This window comes from Halpernia sp., from assembly GCF_048269545.1.
Classification (GTDB): Bacteria; Bacteroidota; Bacteroidia; order Flavobacteriales; family Weeksellaceae; genus Halpernia.
In genome coordinates, this window is the sequence record NZ_JBLXIJ010000003.1 from 1 (window position 1) to 18,513 (window position 18,513).

At 29.8% G+C, this 18,513-nt stretch carries 24 protein-coding genes; 9 read left to right on the plus strand and 15 right to left on the minus strand.

Annotated features, from left to right (window positions below; genetic code table 11):
* Positions 1–425: 425 nt before the first annotated feature.
* The 7 genes from ACN0WB_RS05725 (at position 426) to ACN0WB_RS05755 (ending at position 4,947) form a co-directional block, all read left to right on the plus strand.
* On the plus strand, positions 426–1,049 hold the full coding sequence (locus ACN0WB_RS05725) for a hypothetical protein (RefSeq protein ID WP_417429751.1): 624 nt from the start codon (positions 426–428) through the stop codon (positions 1,047–1,049).
* Positions 1,050–1,418: 369 nt separating this feature from the next.
* On the plus strand, positions 1,419–2,183 hold the full coding sequence (locus ACN0WB_RS05730; RefSeq protein WP_417429752.1) for a hypothetical protein: 765 nt from the start codon (positions 1,419–1,421) through the stop codon (positions 2,181–2,183).
* A gap of 574 nt (positions 2,184–2,757) precedes the next feature.
* Positions 2,758–3,102 carry a type II toxin-antitoxin system RelE/ParE family toxin gene (locus ACN0WB_RS05735; RefSeq protein ID WP_417429754.1) on the plus strand — a complete coding sequence of 115 codons (345 nt, stop codon included), beginning with the start codon at positions 2,758–2,760 and terminating at the stop codon, positions 3,100–3,102.
* A gap of 5 nt (positions 3,103–3,107) precedes the next feature.
* On the plus strand, positions 3,108–3,419 hold the full coding sequence (locus tag ACN0WB_RS05740; protein WP_417429756.1) for a helix-turn-helix domain-containing protein: 312 nt from the start codon (positions 3,108–3,110) through the stop codon (positions 3,417–3,419).
* Positions 3,420–3,581: 162 nt separating this feature from the next.
* Positions 3,582–4,079 carry a hypothetical protein gene (locus ACN0WB_RS05745; RefSeq protein ID WP_417429758.1) on the plus strand — a complete coding sequence of 166 codons (498 nt, stop codon included), beginning with the start codon at positions 3,582–3,584 and terminating at the stop codon, positions 4,077–4,079.
* 144 nt (positions 4,080–4,223) lie between these two features.
* Positions 4,224–4,763, plus strand: coding sequence for an STM3941 family protein (locus ACN0WB_RS05750; RefSeq protein ID WP_417429760.1), 540 nt, complete (start codon positions 4,224–4,226; stop codon positions 4,761–4,763).
* Entirely contained in the window at positions 4,750–4,947 is a 198-nt protein-coding gene (locus ACN0WB_RS05755; RefSeq protein ID WP_417429762.1) for a hypothetical protein, read from the plus strand. Before ACN0WB_RS05750 ends, ACN0WB_RS05755 begins: the two co-directional genes overlap by 14 nt.
* 236 nt (positions 4,948–5,183) lie before the next feature.
* On the opposite strand, the gene ACN0WB_RS05760 is transcribed toward ACN0WB_RS05755, so the two are convergent.
* On the minus strand, positions 5,184–5,900 hold the full coding sequence (locus ACN0WB_RS05760) for a sulfite exporter TauE/SafE family protein (protein WP_417429764.1): 717 nt from the start codon (positions 5,898–5,900) through the stop codon (positions 5,184–5,186).
* 127 nt (positions 5,901–6,027) lie between these two features.
* Between ACN0WB_RS05760 and ACN0WB_RS05765 the strand changes: the two genes are divergently transcribed.
* On the plus strand, positions 6,028–6,453 hold the full coding sequence (locus ACN0WB_RS05765; RefSeq protein WP_417429766.1) for an Lrp/AsnC family transcriptional regulator: 426 nt from the start codon (positions 6,028–6,030) through the stop codon (positions 6,451–6,453).
* Between the two features lie 3 nt (positions 6,454–6,456).
* On the opposite strand, the gene ACN0WB_RS05770 is transcribed toward ACN0WB_RS05765, so the two are convergent.
* The 10 genes from ACN0WB_RS05770 to ACN0WB_RS05815 form a co-directional block, all read right to left on the minus strand.
* The gene (locus ACN0WB_RS05770) at positions 6,457–6,642 is read right to left on the minus strand and encodes a hypothetical protein (RefSeq protein WP_417429768.1); all 186 of its coding nucleotides are present in this window, start codon (positions 6,640–6,642) and stop codon (positions 6,457–6,459) included.
* Positions 6,643–6,681: 39 nt separating this feature from the next.
* Positions 6,682–7,554 (minus strand): DUF808 domain-containing protein, encoded by an 873-nt coding sequence (locus ACN0WB_RS05775; RefSeq protein ID WP_417429770.1) that lies wholly within the window; start codon positions 7,552–7,554, stop codon positions 6,682–6,684.
* A gap of 105 nt (positions 7,555–7,659) precedes the next feature.
* Positions 7,660–8,520, minus strand: a complete 861-nt coding sequence (atpG, locus tag ACN0WB_RS05780) for an ATP synthase F1 subunit gamma (protein ID WP_417429772.1) — start codon at positions 8,518–8,520, stop codon at positions 7,660–7,662.
* A 106-nt stretch (positions 8,521–8,626) separates the two neighbouring features.
* The gene (gene atpA, locus ACN0WB_RS05785) at positions 8,627–10,204 is read right to left on the minus strand and encodes a F0F1 ATP synthase subunit alpha (protein WP_417429774.1); all 1,578 of its coding nucleotides are present in this window, start codon (positions 10,202–10,204) and stop codon (positions 8,627–8,629) included.
* Between the two features lie 15 nt (positions 10,205–10,219).
* The gene (gene atpH / locus ACN0WB_RS05790) at positions 10,220–10,759 is read right to left on the minus strand and encodes an ATP synthase F1 subunit delta (protein ID WP_417429776.1); all 540 of its coding nucleotides are present in this window, start codon (positions 10,757–10,759) and stop codon (positions 10,220–10,222) included.
* A 1-nt stretch (position 10,760) separates the two neighbouring features.
* Positions 10,761–11,258, minus strand: a complete 498-nt coding sequence (gene atpF, locus ACN0WB_RS05795; protein ID WP_417429778.1) for a F0F1 ATP synthase subunit B — start codon at positions 11,256–11,258, stop codon at positions 10,761–10,763.
* Positions 11,259–11,357: 99 nt separating this feature from the next.
* Positions 11,358–11,555, minus strand: coding sequence for an ATP synthase F0 subunit C (gene atpE / locus ACN0WB_RS05800; protein ID WP_417429780.1), 198 nt, complete (start codon positions 11,553–11,555; stop codon positions 11,358–11,360).
* Positions 11,556–11,619: 64 nt separating this feature from the next.
* On the minus strand, positions 11,620–12,753 hold the full coding sequence (atpB, locus tag ACN0WB_RS05805) for a F0F1 ATP synthase subunit A (RefSeq protein ID WP_417429782.1): 1,134 nt from the start codon (positions 12,751–12,753) through the stop codon (positions 11,620–11,622).
* A 63-nt stretch (positions 12,754–12,816) separates the two neighbouring features.
* Positions 12,817–13,182, minus strand: coding sequence for a hypothetical protein (locus ACN0WB_RS05810; RefSeq protein WP_417429784.1), 366 nt, complete (start codon positions 13,180–13,182; stop codon positions 12,817–12,819).
* Positions 13,179–13,385, minus strand: coding sequence for an AtpZ/AtpI family protein (locus tag ACN0WB_RS05815; protein ID WP_417429786.1), 207 nt, complete (start codon positions 13,383–13,385; stop codon positions 13,179–13,181). The genes ACN0WB_RS05810 and ACN0WB_RS05815 overlap by 4 nt, the downstream gene beginning before the upstream one ends.
* A gap of 577 nt (positions 13,386–13,962) precedes the next feature.
* Here ACN0WB_RS05815 and ffh point away from each other — a divergent pair.
* The gene (ffh, locus tag ACN0WB_RS05820) at positions 13,963–15,330 is read left to right on the plus strand and encodes a signal recognition particle protein (protein WP_417429788.1); all 1,368 of its coding nucleotides are present in this window, start codon (positions 13,963–13,965) and stop codon (positions 15,328–15,330) included.
* Positions 15,331–15,401: 71 nt separating this feature from the next.
* Here ffh and ACN0WB_RS05825 read toward each other — a convergent pair whose 3' ends face one another.
* The 4 genes from ACN0WB_RS05825 to ACN0WB_RS05840 all read right to left on the minus strand — a co-directional run bounded on the left by ACN0WB_RS05825 (position 15,402) and on the right by ACN0WB_RS05840 (position 18,428).
* Positions 15,402–16,022, minus strand: a complete 621-nt coding sequence (locus tag ACN0WB_RS05825) for a porin family protein (protein ID WP_417429790.1) — start codon at positions 16,020–16,022, stop codon at positions 15,402–15,404.
* Positions 16,023–16,176: 154 nt separating this feature from the next.
* On the minus strand, positions 16,177–16,692 hold the full coding sequence (locus ACN0WB_RS05830; protein ID WP_417429792.1) for a porin family protein: 516 nt from the start codon (positions 16,690–16,692) through the stop codon (positions 16,177–16,179).
* Positions 16,693–16,870: 178 nt separating this feature from the next.
* Positions 16,871–17,356, minus strand: coding sequence for a hypothetical protein (locus tag ACN0WB_RS05835; protein ID WP_417429794.1), 486 nt, complete (start codon positions 17,354–17,356; stop codon positions 16,871–16,873).
* Positions 17,357–17,468: 112 nt separating this feature from the next.
* Entirely contained in the window at positions 17,469–18,428 is a 960-nt protein-coding gene (locus tag ACN0WB_RS05840) for a PhoH family protein (RefSeq protein ID WP_417429796.1), read from the minus strand.
* Positions 18,429–18,513: the final 85 nt, after the last annotated feature.

Sequence of the window (18,513 nt, forward strand, 5' to 3'; positions counted from 1 at the left end):
ACAACAGTCGCCTTTGACGCATTCCTAAAAAGAAGTTTTCAACTTCCTTTTCGGAACGACGACAAAGCCGAGCCGTAGATTATGCGAGATTATGTGAAACAGACTTTTACAGAGGAATTGAATATTAAAAGTAAGTTAATATAACCTTGAATATGAAAATTGTTATACATTTGTTATATATTTGCAAAACGAAATGAACAAAACAAAACAAAACAAAAGTATTATGGGTGGAGATGCTTAAAATAAAAAAAATTAAATAGTTTTGTATAAACTATTTAATTATGACTAAGAACTTTAAAACAATAACAAGTCTATTTTCGGGGCATTTCGCATTTTTTGCGTCTTTTGCGTCAATTTTAGGGCTTGTTTTTTTATTTATATCCAATAAGTATGCGATATTTATAGCATTGGCATTTTTTTCTTTGATGCTTCTAGCATTTACTTCTTATCTGATTTATTTTCTTTTTAGAATTTTAAAATCGAACGATGGCAATGGTGACCATGAAAATCGTTCCACATTTATTAAATATGAAACAACAGATGGAAAGCATATTATATATGAAACTTATAAATTATTACAATGTAAGAAACCTATACTTACAGAAATGGATTATAATTTTAAGTGGAGTGGCAGCATTATGCCGAAAATCACTTCTGATTTACAAGATGTCATAAATGTTGTTGACGAAAAAAATCCAGATTCATATGACAAAGCAATCCTAAAGTTTAAAAAACCATTACATTACAATCAGAATAGTGTTTTACATTTTAAGGCAGAATTAGATGATGTAGATGGAAAATCATTACCTCATGTTGAAACAAGAGTGATTGATGAAATAGATATTATTCATTATAGAATAATTTTAAAAAACAAAAATGACAATTACGATTCAAATGCTATTTTGACAAGATGCAAAATGAATAGTAAAATGAGTGCAAAATTTGAGAAAATAAAAGAAATTGAATTTGATAAAACTACAAAAAGTTATGAATATCATTTACTAAATCCTGATGTGCAATATTATTACAGAATAACCTGGGAAAAATAACCTCGCATAACAGCGGTTTTGCAATAGTGCGGGATTTTCGTAAGTTTAAAGATTTTAGATATTTCGAAGATTAGTTTATAGTAGAAAGATTTGGCATTTTAAGCCGCACCATCGCAAAGCCACAAACCGTTGTAGGATATTTTTTTCGACGGAACGTTATCTGAATATCACTTTTCGCAACGAGGAGACTCGATTGACAAAAGGAAATAGAAGAAGCGCTTAGAAATAATAGTAAAAGATTCTGAAAAATAATAAATTTTACAACGGGGCGGAACAACTGAAAACCTATACCCTCTCAATTTGAGAAAAGCCAAAAAATTCTGTTATAATTTGGCAAAATAAGTAGGAAAATAAAAATTTCAAATTATTATGAAAATAGTTAAATCCACAATCACTCTAATACTATTTTTTGTATTCATTTTCAATATTAATTCCTGTAATAGAGAAGAAATACCTAATCAAAATACAGAACTTAATCACAATGTTTTAAAACAAAATTTCGAAAACAAATTAAAAAATGATAAAAGTTTTATAGATTTTACAAAATCGTATCTTAAATCTACATCAATAATTTCTAAAATTGAGATTACCAGTAAAATTGCGCAAAAGTCTCAAAAAAGCAATCTTTCAAAAACTTCAGAAGATATTGCTATTGAAAATGATGCAGTTTATGATACCACTACTTATCTATTTTTGTTTGCGAATTCAAATAAGGAATTTGATCTTCTGACAGACCAAGAAAAACAAGAAGTTGTTAATACTGTTTTAATTAATGCAAAAAATACCGTTGACCTCGCATTACAAAAAAATCCACATCCTACTTTTGGACCAAATACTCTTGAAGGAACTTTTATTGATTTTAAAGATGATCTAGATGATTTCAATAATGATCCACAATATCAAAATGAATCAAAAATTACATGGGGAGAAGTTGGCGGCTGTGCAATTTTAGCCGTAGGCACTTATCTAGGATCAAATTATTCAGTTATTAGAGATCTTTTTGGTCTTTTAAACGGCGAAAGTCTGACATTTAATCTTGTTAAGGATGCAGTAAAACTGGTTTTTCCAGAATTAAAGGCAGCCGAAACAATATTTAATTTTGCCAGTTGTCTAACATACGCATACTTTTTTTAAAAATATAAAAATTATGATGTACAAAAGAATACTAATTGCGATGTCTTGTTTTTTGCTATTTACAATTAGATTCATTCCAATTTCCTTACCTATTTTAATAATATTTGTTGTTAAAATGGTAATAACCGCTGATGAATTTGAAAAAAATAACGATGCAAAATCTAGCACAAAATATTTTTTTATTTCTATTATATACCTATTAGTTTTTTTATTAATTTATTTTTATTTAAGATTTAATAAAATTTATTTAGGAGAATTTAAACTTTTTTAAAGTGAGGGAGGTTTAAGTTATAACCTCCCTTTTATTTGAAAAACATCCTACAACAGTGGCTTTGCAATAGTGCGGGATTTCGCCAAGTTTAAATATTTTAGATTTTGCGAAATTTCGTTTATAATAGAAAGATTTTAGATTTTAAGCCGCACCATCGCAAAGCCGAAAACCGTTGGGAAAAATCGCCCTTCGGGCCGATTTTTCCCAACGTACGACAGCGTTACCAATATTGCGAGTAAAAATTCCGTAATAAAAGTTGCGATATTTGTAAACTTTATTTATCTTTGATTAAAACAATTTTTGATGCAGTTTTTCGAAGCAATATTTTTGGAGGAAGTTGATAAATTTTTGGAAACGCTTGACTTTAAATCTAAAAATAAAGTGATTTTTAATGTTCGTGTTGCCGAACAAACAAATGACCCAGAATTATTCAAAAAATTAAATGAAAATATTTGGGAATTTAGAACAAAATATCTAGGTAAACAAATTAGATTGTTGGCTTTTTGGGACAAGACAAATAAAGAAAATACTTTAGTTTTTGCTACAAATGGATTTATCAAAAAGACTCAGAAAACACCGACAAATGAAATTGAAAGGGCGGAAAGAATTAAGAAGAATTATTTTGACGCAAAAGAATTTGAAAAATAGAAATTATGAAGCAATATACGTTAGCCGAAATAGAAGATAAGCATATTGGACTAAAAGGAACAAAAGAACGTAATGAATACGAATATGAATTGAGAATGGAACTTTTGGGAAGAATGATTAAAACCACAAGAAAGGAACAAAATTTAACGCAAGAACAATTGGGCGAAATTATAGGCGTTAATAAATCTCAGATTTCTAAACTTGAAAATCACGCAAATTCTGCAACTATTGAAACTATATTAAAAGTTTTCACGGCTCTAAAGGCGGAAATACAATTTAACGTAAAAGTTCGTGACAAAAAGATTCAACTTGCCTAAAACGCCGCCGCATAACATCGTATTGGCAATAGTGCGAAGGAATCGCAAGTTTACCATTTTAGATCTTCCGAAGTTTAGTTTATAATAGAAAGATTTGTCATATTAAGCCGCACCATCGCAAAGCCGCAAAACGCTACCTGCTATGTTAAAAAAAATGCCGTCTTGAAATCTAAGTTAGTTTACATCTTCATTTTTGTATCATTTTTTGTTCATCATTCTGGACAAAATAAAAACAATGTAATTACGCTTTCTAAAAATGTCCATATAAATTACGAAATAAAGAAATTCGACAAATCAAGGCATTTTATCAAATTTTGCAAAAAAGGAGATGAAAAGTTTATCTGCGAAATTGACAATAAAAAATGGTTTGGATCAGATTTACAAATTGAAAATCCAAAAAAAGAACTTGTAAAGCTTGCGATTAAAATTAATGGAAAACCAACAAATTTAGACGTTAGTCAAATGTTTAATCCAAATTTTACCGGACAACTTAATAGAAATCAATTTAAGTTAAAAAAATATAAAAACTATCTCAAACTATTTGCTTATTTTTCTGATGGCGCAGGAACTTATACCGCTCATTGGAGGATAGAAAATGGAAAGTCAAAACGGATATTAGTTTCAACGGATGAAAAGGATTTCGAATGGCAAACTGAGTAAACACAGCAGGTAACAAGATATTTCTACAAGCGGATATGAAGTTTTCATCGAAGATCTTAGCAGTTAATTTAGTTTTTAGCAAGTAGAAAATTTCGTATTTTGGTCGCAGATATTTAAAGATAGATATAAAACAGAAATAAATATATGGAGACCAAAATAGATCTTAGCAAATCAAAACTCAGTCTTATGTTTTTTGGTTGTATTTTATTTGTTGCCGGAAGCATTTGGTTTCTTAGCAATCCGTCAAAATTTTCAAACGCCGTTTTTCACAGCGAAATAGCAATTTACATTGTGGGAATTCTTGGTTTGGTTTTTTTTGGAATTTGTGGCTTTTATATTTTCAAAAAAATGATTGATAAAAATCCCGGAATTATAATTAATTACCACGGAATTACCGATAATTCAAGCGGACTTTCTGCGGGATTCATTCCATGGGAAGATATTAATGCTATAGAAATGACAACTATTACCAATCAAAAATTTATAGTTATTATTTTAAAAAATCCAGAAAATTATATTGATAAAGTTAAAAGTAAATTTAAACAAAGAGCCATGCGGATTAATTATAAAATAAGTAATTCTCCAGTCAATATTTCCGCTAATTCTTTGAAAATCAACTTTAATAAATTGTATGAACTTTTAAATCAATCTTTATTAGAAAATAATAAAAATGGAGAAAAATAAATTTGAAAACGTCTCAAACGAAGAACTTTTAAAAGAGCAGAAAAAATTAAAAAGTTTAAATAAAATTTATGGAATTGTACTTTTTATGCTTTTAATAACAGCAATTTATTTAGCAATTTCAAAATCAAATTTTACTATTGTTGCAGTGTTTTTGGCACTTTTTAGTATATTTATTGTAACATAAAATCTTTGAAAGATTTTAAAAAAGAATTGGAAAAGAGACATATAAAACCAGACAATTTATAATACCATTTTTAAAAAAAATTTTAAAAGACTCATCAAAGCCAAGAAGGAGAAATATTTCTCCTTCTTTTTTTTAATATTAATTAATTTTTAGAATGTGGAAATAAACTATAGAAAAAATTGTTAATATTAAAAATCTGCTTTGACTTAAATTAAAATATAATTGAAATTATATTTTCAAAACATTAATAAAATACCTGAAATACATAATAAAACAATTAATATTTTTTTAAAAAAAAATTCATTAATTTTCACAAAAGTTCGTTTTCCTAAGAACTGTGCTAAAAGAAAAACAGGAAAAACCATGAATGCCATTTTCAAATGATGTTCATGTAGAATTCCACTTATTGCCAAAGCGGGAATTCTTGTAACTGTAATTACGCCAGACAAACCGATCATAGTTGCTCTAAAAGTTTTCACATCTTTCACAGAATTTTCTACACAAACTACATGCAGCGGTCCGCCGGTAGAAAAAACGCCAGAGAAAAAACCAGCAAAAATTCCAAAAATATAAATCCCAAATTTATTAAGTTTCAATTTTCTTTTTCCCAAAGAAATATAAGCAACGTAAGCTAAAATAAAAGCTCCAAGTCCTGTTTTTAAAAATAGGGGTTTAGAAAAAGTAAGAACAGTAATTCCTATCAAAATCCCAATTACAGTTGTGAAAGAGAGTTGTAATATAATTTTAAAATCTAAATTTTTCCATTCTTTAGTTAAAAGTAAAATGCAAGAAAACATATAAAATATTGAAATATATGCAATCGCATCTGGAAGTGACATTTTAAAAAGTAAAATTGGAAGCGCTACAAGTGAACCAGCAAATCCGAAAATTGTTTGCACGTAAAAGCCCGCGAAAATACCAACAATTAGAATGATAAAAATCTCAATATTCATTAGAAAAAATAATAATTTAATAATACAAAATTATAAGCAAAAGCAGAAATATAAAAATTGATTTAATTGAATTTGATATGTAATTCAGAAAAATAAATGTATTTTAGCAATATTAAACATTGAATCAATGATTGACGTAATAGATCACCGAATAATCAATATATTAAAAATAAATTCAAGATTTTCTTTTGCAGAAATCGGTAGAAAAGTGTCGCTTTCCCCTTCATCAGTAAGAGAAAGAATTCAAAAATTGGAAGAATTAGGTGTCATAAAATCTTACAGCGTACAGCTAAACCAAACTTTATTAGGAAATGGACTTGAAGTTTTTATAATGCTCAAAATATTTGACGGGAAATTGCAAGATATTTTAAGGGAAGTCACAACTTATCCCGAAGTACAGCAGGTTTTTAGGATTACCGGACCTTATAATATTCACATGCAAGTTGTTTTGAAAGATCAACTTCATCTGCAACATTTCATTGATAAACTCACCAAATTTGGTTCGCCTACAACGCATTTAATACTTTCAGAAATCACGAAAAATGAAGATTAATATTTAGGAATCTAACCATTGTTTAAATTCTGCCGCTTTATTTTTACTAATTACAATTTCAATTAAAGATTTTGGATTGGTTTCAATTTCATTATTTAAAACTTCTAAATTCGGATGAGCCGCGGAAAAACTAGAACTTAAAAAGAAAAAATTTGGATTGAAAGAAATGTTTTTTATTGTAAAAACCAAAAATATTTTAAAATTTAGAAAACTTACTGAATTTTAAGTTCATTTTGATTTAAATAATGATCTTACTTTTAAAAATAGCTTAAATAAAATTACGCTCGCAAATCCTACTAAAATTCCTACAATAAATTCTCTCAACAAATTTGGTAAAGTCGGTAAAAAATGATGAAACCAATCGATATTATGTAGGAAAATTCCTCCGGAAACTAAGAGCAACGCAATTGTTCCAATAATCGCTAAAGCTTTAATGACGATTGGTAAAGCTTGAACCAAAATATTTCCTAGTTTTTGTTTGAAACTCTTTTCTTTTTTGCTGTGTTTTATTAAATAAAAACCGGCTTCATCCATTCTTACAATCAATGCAACAATTCCGTAAACACCGACGGTTGCAAGAATTGCAATAGTGGAAACTACAATAATTTGTGTGCTAATTGGTTTTGCAACAACAGTGCTCATTGCAATAATGACGATTTCTACGGACAAAATAAAATCCGTTACAATTGCTGCTTTTACACGGGAATTTTCTAAAACTAAAATATCATTTTCATTTTCTACTTTGCTTAAATCTTCATGTTTTGGATGAGGAAATATCCATTCATAGATTTTTTCTGTGCCTTCAAAAGCGAGATAAATTCCACCAAGAATCAATATAACTTTAATAGCAACGGGAAAAAAAGCACTTAATAAAAATGCGATTGGAAGAATTATTAATTTATTTAATAACGAACCTTTTGTAATTGCCCACAAAACTGGCAATTCTCTAGTTGAAGCAAAACCTGAAGCTTTTTCGGCATTTACGGCTAAATCATCGCCCAAAATTCCAGCGGTTTTTTTAGCCGCAACTTTACTCATCATTGCAACGTCATCAAGCAAAACTGCGATATCATCTAAAACTGCAAAAAATCCTGAAGCCATAAAATAAAAATAATTTAAAGTTTAAATATAGAAAAATTGAAGTTATTATTAATCAAAAAAAACACCGAAAAAAACGGTGTTTCATTTTAATATCTTTTAGATTTCCTAAGAAGCTTTCAGCGCTTCTGCACCAGAAACAATCTCCAAAATTTCATTTGTAATTGCAGCTTGTCGTGCTTTGTTGTAGAAAATTTTCAATTCATTTCTTAATGCTTCTGCATTATCCGTTGCTTTATGCATCGCCGTCATTCTTGCGCCATGTTCGGAGGCAACAGAATCTAAAATTGCTTTATAAACTTGTGTTTTAATAGATTTCGGTATAAGAACATCTAAAATTTCTTTTGCATTGGGTTCAAAAACGTAATCTGTTTTTATTGTTGAAGCAGAAATTTCAGGCATTGCAATGGGAAGAACTTGTTCTGTAATTACTTCTTGTGTTGCAGCGTTTATAAATTTATTATAAACAATATATACTTTATCAAAAGTACCTAAAGTAAATTCATTCATCACTTTTTTGGTGAATTTACCTACCACATCAAAAGTTAAAGCATCAAAAACTGAACTTTGATTATCAAATACTTTTCGGGTTTTGTGAACTGCATCATGTACTTTTTTACCAACAGTAAGAATTTCAACTTCACAATTTTCAGTAGAAATTCGGGTATTAAGTTCTTTAATTACAGAAGAATTAAACGCTCCCGCCAAACCTCTATTTGAAGTTACCGCAATATAAAGTACTTTTTTTACAGATCGTTGTTTTGCATAGGGCGAAATATTATCTGGATCTGGGTTAGAATTAACATTTTCTATTAATTCTTGCAGTTTTTCAGAATACGGTCTTACCATCACAATTGCATCTTGTGCTTTCTTCAATTTTGCGGCAGAAACCATTTTCATGGCACTCGTAATCTGCATCGTAGAAGAGATGGAAGTAATTCTCGCGCGTATTTCTTTTAAATTTGCCATTCTTTTTTGGTTGACAGTTGTTACTTGATAGTTGTTGGTTTACGAATTAAGTTTTAAATAATATTTTTAAAACTGTCAACCGACAACTATCAACTAACAACCAAATTTAATTATATTTTGTAGCTAATTCTGAAGCGGCTTGTTTTAAAACGCTTGTAATAGAATCGTCAATCTTACCTGATTTAATGGCAGCCATTGTTTCAGGATGTTTTGTTCTTAAGAAATCTACATATTCTTTTTGGAAATCTTTCACTTTTCTAATTGGGATAGATCTTAAAAGATTTTCTGTTCCAGCATAAATCATTGCAACTTGGCTATCGACAGGAAGTGGAGAATTTACTGGTTGTTTTAGCAACTCAACATTTCTTTCACCTTTAGAAATTACAGACATTGTTGCCGCATCTAAATCTGAACCAAATTTCGCAAAAGCTTCTAATTCTTTGTATTGTGCTTGATCTAATTTTAATGTTCCGGACACTTTTTTCATAGATTTAATTTGCGCATTTCCTCCTACTCTGGAAACCGAAATCCCTACGTTAATTGCGGGACGAACACCAGAATTAAATAAATCTGTTTCCAAGAAAATCTGTCCGTCTGTAATAGAAATTACATTCGTAGGAATATATGCAGAAACGTCACCTGCTTGAGTTTCAATAATTGGAAGTGCCGTTAAAGAACCACCACCTTTGATGATTGGTTTCAAAGATTCGGGTAAATCGTTCATTTGAGCAGCAATTTTATCATCGGCAATTACTTTCGCAGCTCTTTCTAATAATCTAGAATGTAAATAAAATACATCTCCTGGATAAGCTTCACGTCCCGGTGGTCTTCTTAATAATAAAGACAATTCACGATAAGCAACTGCTTGTTTAGATAAATCATCATAAATAATTAAAGCTGGACGACCAGTGTCACGGAAATATTCTCCAATTGCAGCACCCGCCATTGGTGCGTAAACTTGCATTGGTGTTGGATCTGAAGCATTTGCAGCAACTACTGTTGTGTAAGCCATTGCTCCTTTATCTGTTAAAGTTTTTACAATTTGTGCAACAGTTGAACCTTTTTGTCCAATTGCAACATAAATACAATAAACAGGTTCGCCTGCATCAAAAAATTCTTTTTGATTTAAAATAGTATCAATTGCAACTACAGTTTTACCAGTTTGTCTATCACCAATAATTAATTCTCTTTGTCCTCTTCCAATTGGAATCATAGAATCAATTGCAACAATCCCAGTTTGAAGTGGTTCTGTTACAGGTTGACGAAAAATTACTCCTGGAGCTTTTCTTTCTAAAGGCATTTCGTAAGTTGTTCCTTCGATTGGTCCTTTTCCATCGATTGGATTTCCTAATGTATCGACAACTCTTCCAAGCATTCCTTCTCCCACTTTAATGGAAGAAATTCTTTCAGTTCTTCTAACAGTATCACCTTCTTTAATTAATCTGGACTCTCCCAAAAGAGCAACACCCACATTATCTTCTTCAAGATTTAAAACGATGCCTTCTACTCCACTTTCGAATTTCACCAATTCTCCGTATTGTACATTTTCTAAACCGTAAACGCGCGCAATCCCATCACCAATTGTAAGAACTGTTCCTACTTCTTCTACATTAGATTGCGTATCAAAATTGGCTAATTGCTGTTTTAAAATTGCTGAAACTTCAGCTGGATTTATTTCTGCCATTTTATACTTATTTTCTTAATTTAATTGAAATTCTTTTTTTAATTGGCTCAATTTAGAGCGAACAGAAGCATCAATTTGCTGATCTCCTACTCTTAAAATATAACCGCCCAAAACATCTGGGTTAATATTGGTTTGCAAATCAAATTTTTGAGCTGCATTCACCAAATTTGTGGATTTTAAAATTGCTTCTACATTCGCTTCAGAAAGTTGAGTAGCAGAAGTTAAAGATACTTTTTGCACACCTTCTAAGGTTTCCACCTTATCAATATAATCCTGTGCAATTTCTTGCAACAAAGTTTCTCTACCTTGTTTAATAATTAAACTGATGAAGTTTTTTGACGTTAATGAAAAGCTTTTAAATATTTCACTAGAAATTGCAATCTTCTTTTTACTATCCAAAACTGGAGTTTTAAGAAAATTATTTAATTCTTTAGAGGACTTCAGAATTTTCACCAATTCTTTCATCTCACCGAAAAGTTCGGTAATAGAATTAGAATCTTTAGAAAAATCTAATAAACCTTGTGCGTATCTTTTTGCTACTTTCGAAGTTCGCATTTTAGTTTAAGTTTGATTTATTTAAATAATCTTCTACCAAAGTATTTTGTGCGTCAGAATTATCTAATTTTTGTTTCAAAATAGATTCCGCAATATTTACTGAAAGCGAACCAATCTGTTTTCTAATATCTGCCATTGCAGCTAATTTTTCAGATTGAATTGATTGTCTTGCATGCTCAATCATTTTATCACCTTCTGCTTTTGCAACATCTTTTGCTTCACCTACAATTCTGTCTTTAATATCTCTTGCTTCTTTCAAAATAGCATCACGTTCTACTTTTGCAGCACGGATAATATTTTCGTTTTCAGCAGTTAAATTTTCAACTTCTTTTCTTGCCAATTTTGCTTGGTTCAAAGAATCTACAATGGAGATTTCTCTTTCATTTACCGCATCTAAAATTGGTTTCCAAGCATATTTATGCAAAACGAAAAGCAATATCAAAAAGATGAGCGTCTGAATGATAAATAAACCGGATGAAAAATTTTCTAATAATGCCATAATTATTATATGATAAAAATTATTTTTTTGTAATTAATTTTTTAAAAAATCACTTGCCGTAACCAACCGTTCTCGGCAAGTGATAAATTTTGAAACTTCTTAAGATGCAAAAAGTGCAGCAAAAGCTACTCCTTCTACAAGAGCTGCAGCGATAAGCATCGCTACTTGAAGTTTTCCAGCTTGTTCTGGTTGTCTTGCCATACCTTCTAAAGCAGCAGCACCGATTTTTCCGATACCAATACCTGTTCCGATTACAACTAAACCACCACCGATAATTCTTGGAATTTGTTCGTTCATAATATAAATTTTAAAAAATTAGTTTCTATTTTAATATGGATTATAAAAATCCTATCTTTCTTAATTAATGTACCATTCCTTCTTCACCTTCGTGGCCATGTTCTTCATTTGCCATCCCGAAATAAACGGCAGAAAGCAAAGTGAAAATATAAGCTTGTAAAAGCGCTACCAAAATTTCTAATAAGTAAATCACAAATGTTAAGAATGGAAAAGCAACGCCTGCAATAATATTTTTAAAGTAAAAAATTAAAGCTATTAAACTCATCATTACGATGTGACCTGCACTCATATTTGCAAAAAGACGAATCATTAACGCAAAAGGTTTAATGAAAACCCCGATAACTTCAATCGGCATCATTACAATTTTCATCCACCAAGGTAAACCAGGCATCCAAAAAATATGTTGCCAATAATTTCCATTAGCAGTAAATTGTGTGATTAAAAATGTTAAAAGAGCCAATGCAAAAGTAATCGCAATATTTCCTGTCACATTAATACCAAAAGGCATTAAGCCAAATAAATTTAAAAATAAAATAAAGAAAAATATGGTCAATAAAAAGCTCATATATTTCTGATATTTTTTACCAATGTTTGGTTTTGCAATATCATCGCGCACAAAAACAATTATCGGTTCAAAAAATTTACCCGCACCAGAAGGCACAGAGGATTTTTTGTAATTTTTCGCAATAGTGGTGAAAATTAAAATTAACATTAAACTAGTAATGATAATCATTAATACACTTTTTGTTAATGATAAATCGAGCATTTTTTCATTTTCTGCGTGGCCTTCTTTATTAAGAGTTAAAGTTCCTTTTGCATCGGTTTTGTAAATTTTTTCGTGGGATAATTTATAAAAAGCGCCTTTACTTTCTTTTACTTTTTCACCATGTTCAAATTCGGAACTCATAAAAGCATGAAATCCGTTTGCTTTGTCATAAAAAATAACAGGTAGAGGAAAACCAACGTGCGTTTCAGAACCATCTGCATTTTTGATCGCCATAATATCAAAACTATGACCATCTAAAATGTGGTGATCTATGTATTCTTTATTTTCAATTTTAGTTTTTTCAGCTTCATTCAGCGGTGCTTTCGCTTCAGAATTTTCTGGCGTTACCAACTTTTTTGCAGTCTCGTGCTGTGCAAAAGATGTTGAAAATATCGATAAAAAACCCAGAACCAGTATTATTCTTTTCAGCATTACTATAACTTGTTTAAAGTTTTGCAAAAATATAACAAATTATCAGAATAAAAAAGCCATTTATTACTGATTTTTTTCATCTTTAATTAAATTTACAGCGTATAAAGTTTCCAGTATTAAAGAAATTAAATAAGGTAGTACAAAATGCAGTTTATACAGCGGAACTTCAGTAATATTAAGTTTCTTTTTAATAATCATAATCATCATTAATTTTATTAAAATTAATCCCATAAAAACAAAGCCAAGATAATCTGGATATATTTTTTTGAAAATGGATAAAATGGTAATAACCATCATAAAAATAATAGTTAGGAAAAGATAATATTTCAAGAAAGTGACTTCAAAACCTAATTTAAAATATTGCCAAATGCCGAAATGTAAAAAAAACATGAGGAAATATAGAATAATATAAAGTGTAGTTTTTTTCATTTTTTATCTTTTTGTTCTTTAATTTTAAGCAATCTTATGGTATTGTACAAAGCTAATGAAAGTCCAACAAAACCGATTGCGACGGTTAATAATTTGTTTTGAAAACCGAAATAGTTATTCAGCCAATTTCCGCCCCAAAAAGCCAAAGCAATAGTTGCCAACATTTGGAAAACGACTGTGGAATAAAAACCGTAATCTTTCATTGTTATTTATTAAACCGTAAAAGTAGCAAAAGAAAAGGTTTTGGGAAAAGTTCATCAGAAGTTTGAAATAGAAAAATTATTTAAAATCTTGGCGACCAATTATGGTGATAATTTTCACAGTATTTTCATCTCTAACTTTAAAATAGATTGTATCTATTTCACATACGCAAGACCTCAAATCTTTCTTAATATTTACTTTGAATTTGGGCTAAAAGTTCTTCTTTAGTTTTGGTGAAAAACCACTTTTTTCTCCTTTTTCAACTTTCATTCTCACAACATGATAATATTCTTCTTGAGAACGCGCTTGTTTAATCAAATAATTAATTGCTTCGCTTTTACTGGAAAATTCTTCGGAACTTACTTATTTTTTTAGCCATTCATCATTTTGTGCAGATAAAGTTATGCTTTGTCTTGTTATTATTTTGGTTTTAATGTTGTGTAAATTTACACCAGAATAATTTTTAGCTACAATTTTAAAATTATATTTTCAGTTTTTCTAAATATTTTAATGTTAATTAATTTTAACCAAAACAAAAATTAAATTTCCTTATTTTTGCATTCCAAATAAGTTTATAATATGTTCAACAGTTTACAGGATAAATTAGATAAGGCGCTTCACAATATAAAAGGACGCGGAAAAATTACGGAAATAAATGTTGCAGAAACGGTAAAAGAAATTCGTCGTGCACTTGTAGATGCCGATGTAAATTATAAAATCGCCAAAGATTTAACCAAAAGAGTTCAAGACAAAGCTTTAGGACAAAATGTTTTAACAAGTTTAAGTCCGGGACAATTAATGACGAAAATTGTTCACGATGAATTGGTAGATTTAATGGGCGGTTCGCAAGAAGGAATTAATCTTTCTGGGAAACCCACTATAATTTTAATTGCAGGTTTACAAGGTTCTGGTAAAACTACATTTTCTGGAAAATTAGCCAATTATTTAAAACAGAAAAAAGCAAAAAATCCTTTATTGGTTGCATGTGATGTTTATAGACCAGCTGCAATTGAGCAATTAAAAGTTTTAGGAAGTCAAGTTGGAATTTCAGTTTACACAGAAGAAGAAAATAAAAATCCATCTTCAATTGCTGAAAATGCAATTAATTTTGCTAAAGAAAATAAACACGATGTTGTAATCGTGGATACTGCGGGACGTTTAGCGATTGATGAAGCCATGATGAATGAAATTAAAAACGTTCATCAAACTATTAAACCAACCGAGACACTTTTCGTTGTAGATTCTATGACGGGACAAGATGCTGTAAATACAGCAAAAACCTTTAATGATGTTCTAAATTTCGACGGTGTTGTTTTAACAAAATTAGATGGTGATACACGAGGTGGAGCTGCTTTAACGATTCGTACAGTTGTAGAAAAACCCATAAAATTTATTTCTACAGGTGAAAAAATGGAAGCGCTTGATGTTTTCTATCCTGAGAGAATGGCGGACAGAATTTTGGGAATGGGTGATGTTGTTTCATTAGTAGAAAGAGCTCAAGAACAATTTGACGAAGAAGAAGCAAAAAAACTTCATAAAAAAATTGCTAAAAATGAATTTGGTTTTGATGATTTCTTAAAACAAATCAATCAAATTAAAAAAATGGGAAATATGAAAGATTTGATGGGAATGCTTCCAGGAGTTGGAAAAGCAATTAAAGATGTTGATATAAATGACGATGCCTTTAAACACATTGAAGCCATAATCCACAGTATGACTCCTGATGAACGTAGAACGCCGTCTTTAATCAACACGACAAGAAAACAAAGAATTGCTCGTGGTGCGGGAAGAAAAATTGAAGATGTCAATGCTTTAATGAAACAATTTGAACAAATGGGAAAAATGATGAAAATGATGCAAGGACCACAAGGAAAACAAATGATGCAAATGATGAGCAAAGGTATGCCAAAAGTTCCAGGAATGGGCGGTAATCTTTTCGGAAAATAAAATTCAGAAAAATAGTTCAAAAAAAATCCTGAGAATTTCTCAGGATTTTTATGTTTAAATTAAAAAAACTTTTAAAGTTTAAAGTTTTTAGAAATACCAACAACGGCTCCTTTTCCAAACTGGAAACCAAATTGATTGGTTTTATTATCAACTCCTTTTATTTCATTATGAGTGTAATTTAAACCTCCAATATTAAAATTTAATTTGAAGGAATTTTTTAAATTAATAAATATATTTGGAACCAAAGAAATCCCATAACCATTTGTTTTAGTATCAGAATAAGTAATTCCTGTTCCATTAAAACTTGGCGTTGTAATTTTACCATTCATTCCAAACACATATAAATCTCCATAAACTGCGAATAAATCACTTAACGGAATTGTGTATCTACCAAAAACACCGTATGTAAAACTATTCGTTTTTTGAGTTCCACTTAAATTATTTGTATAATTGAAAGTGTCTTTTGAAGTTGAAACACCAAATTTCACACCTGCGGTAAGATGATCGGCAAATTGATAACCAATAAGTGGATTAAAAGAAAATTGATCGGATGTTGCATTAATACTTGGGTTTGATCCAACCGTAGTTTTACTGGTGTTATAACCAATATTTCCACCAATTAAAAGTGAATTTTTTTGTGCACTTACTGCGCTGAAAAGTGCAATTGCACCAACTAATAATAACTTTTTCATTTTATAAGCTTTTAAAATATTTCTAAAGTAAAATTATAACTCTTTTTAATCTGAAAATTTAATTTTGATATGAATTAAATCAGTGTGACAGAAGAGAAAAGTCATAAAAAAAGCCGAGAAATCTCGGCTTTTAATTTTTATTAATAATTCAAGTTTAAAATTTATAACCTAAACCAAAATTTAAATAATTTGCTCTTACAGAATAACCACTTGGTGCATTTTTTAAATGATTATTTAATTGAAATGAGTAACGAGCTTCTAAAAATAATTTTGGTGTAAATTCATAAGCTGCACCTAAAGCCAAACCAATATTAGTAGAATTATAATAATCTGGAATTGGATTTTCATCTAAATCAAAAGTAAATTGTGGACCAGCTTGTAAATTAAATTTTGGATCTACATAATATTTCACCATTACGGGAATTTGCAAAGCACTTCCATCTTGAATATTTGCATAATTAATTGCTGGTTGAATTTTGAATTGATTTCCCGCATTTATTTCTGCAAAAAAACCCGCATAAAATCCTACATTAGAATCAGTAGAATTTCCAGAAGGGGTTTTTGCTTTTGCAAAACCAGAGATTACACCACCATTAATTCCGAAAGAAGTTTTTTGAGCATTCATAGAACCGAATAGTGCAACCGCACCAACAAGTAATAATTTTTTCATTTTTATAATTTTTTAAAATTTTAGAATCGCAAAAATAGGTCAAATTCTAATTTAAAAATTTTATAATTATGTGATTTAAATCATTTAAAAATTTAAGTATACTCACAAAAAAACCACTTCTGTGAAGAAGTGGTTATTTAAAATAATTAAAAGTATAATTATTATGTTTATTCAAAAACTATTTCCCAAAAGAATAAGCGTAACCTAAGTTTACTGCACTTATAGTTGATCCGCTTTTAGTAACTCCCATATAACCAAAGTTTACTTCACTTGGTCCAAAATGGTAAGCAACTTTTGGTTGGTAATAAAAACCACCATCACTTGTACCGGAAGCAAAAAGGAAACCATATCCTAAATCTGCACCAATACTAAATTGAGGCGAAACATTATATTGTGCTGCAGCAGCAAGCGGAACTAAACTTAATGAAGGAACTTTATAACCGGAAACTGTTTTTCCCGTAAAAGCGGTATATCCAGAAACAAGACCTAAATTAAATTCTGCAGAAACTGGCCACATATAAGCAACGTCTGCTCCTAAACTAAAGCTGTAAGCGGTATTTGCGTCACCTGTTGGTAAACCAATATGAGCGCCTAATTTGAAACCTGTTTGAGCATTCATTGCTCCGAAAAGTGCAATAGCACCTACTAAAAGAATTTTTTTCATAATTAAAAAGTTTAAATTTTAAGTAAAAATACAATTATTTTTTTATTAAACAACAAATTGTAAAATAACTTATAAATAAAATGTTAAAATTATATAAAATCTATACAATAAATTAATCCTGTCTTTGTTTCATATCTTCTTGTGCATAAGCCACTATTATTTTCCTAACAACCGGATGTCTTACAACATCTTCTTCTGTAAGATGCACAAAACCAATTTCTTCTACATTTTCTAAAATTCTCATAGCTTCTTTTAAACCAGACTTTTGGCGCAATGGTAAATCTACTTGAGTTGGATCTCCTGTAATTATGAATTTCGCATTCATGCCCATTCTGGTAAGAAACATTTTCATCTGAGAATGCGTCGTATTTTGTGCTTCATCTAAAATTACAAAGGCTTCATCTAAAGTTCTTCCTCTCATAAAAGCCAATGGCGCAACTTCAATTACATTTTTCTCTATAAATCCTTCTAATTTCTCATGTGGAATCATATCTCGGAGCGCATCATAAAGCGGCTGTAAATAAGGATCTAATTTTTCTTTTAAATCTCCTGGTAAAAATCCTAAACTTTCTCCTGCTTCAACTGCAGGTCGCGTAAGAATAATTCGTTTTACTTCTTTTTCTTTTAAAGCTTTTACAGCTAAAGCCACACTTGTATAAGTTTTCCCCGTTCCAGCTGGTCCAATAGCGAAAACCATATCTTTTTTCTCAGTTTCTTTTACTAATTTTTTAAGATTGGTTGTTTTGGCTTTTATAATTTTCCCACTAATGCCTTTTACAATCACATCATTATCAAAAACTAATTTTTTCTCTTGTTCATCTTTAATGCGAAGAATACTTTCTACATCTTTTATATTAATTGAATCATATTTTTTAATAAATGCAACCATATCTTCTAATTTTATTTTAAAAATATCCAGTGTTTCTTGGTCGCCTTTTGCATAAATAATATTATCTCGCCCTGTGATTTTAAGGGTTGGAAAACTGGATTTAATTAAATTAAAAAATTGATTATTAACGCCGTAGAAAGATTTTACATCTATTTCAGAAATTTCGTAGTTCAGTTCAAGCATTCACTTTTTGATTAAATTTTAAGATTAAATATTAATGAATTAAATTTAAAATAAATATTCCAAACTACGCTATTTTAAATGAATC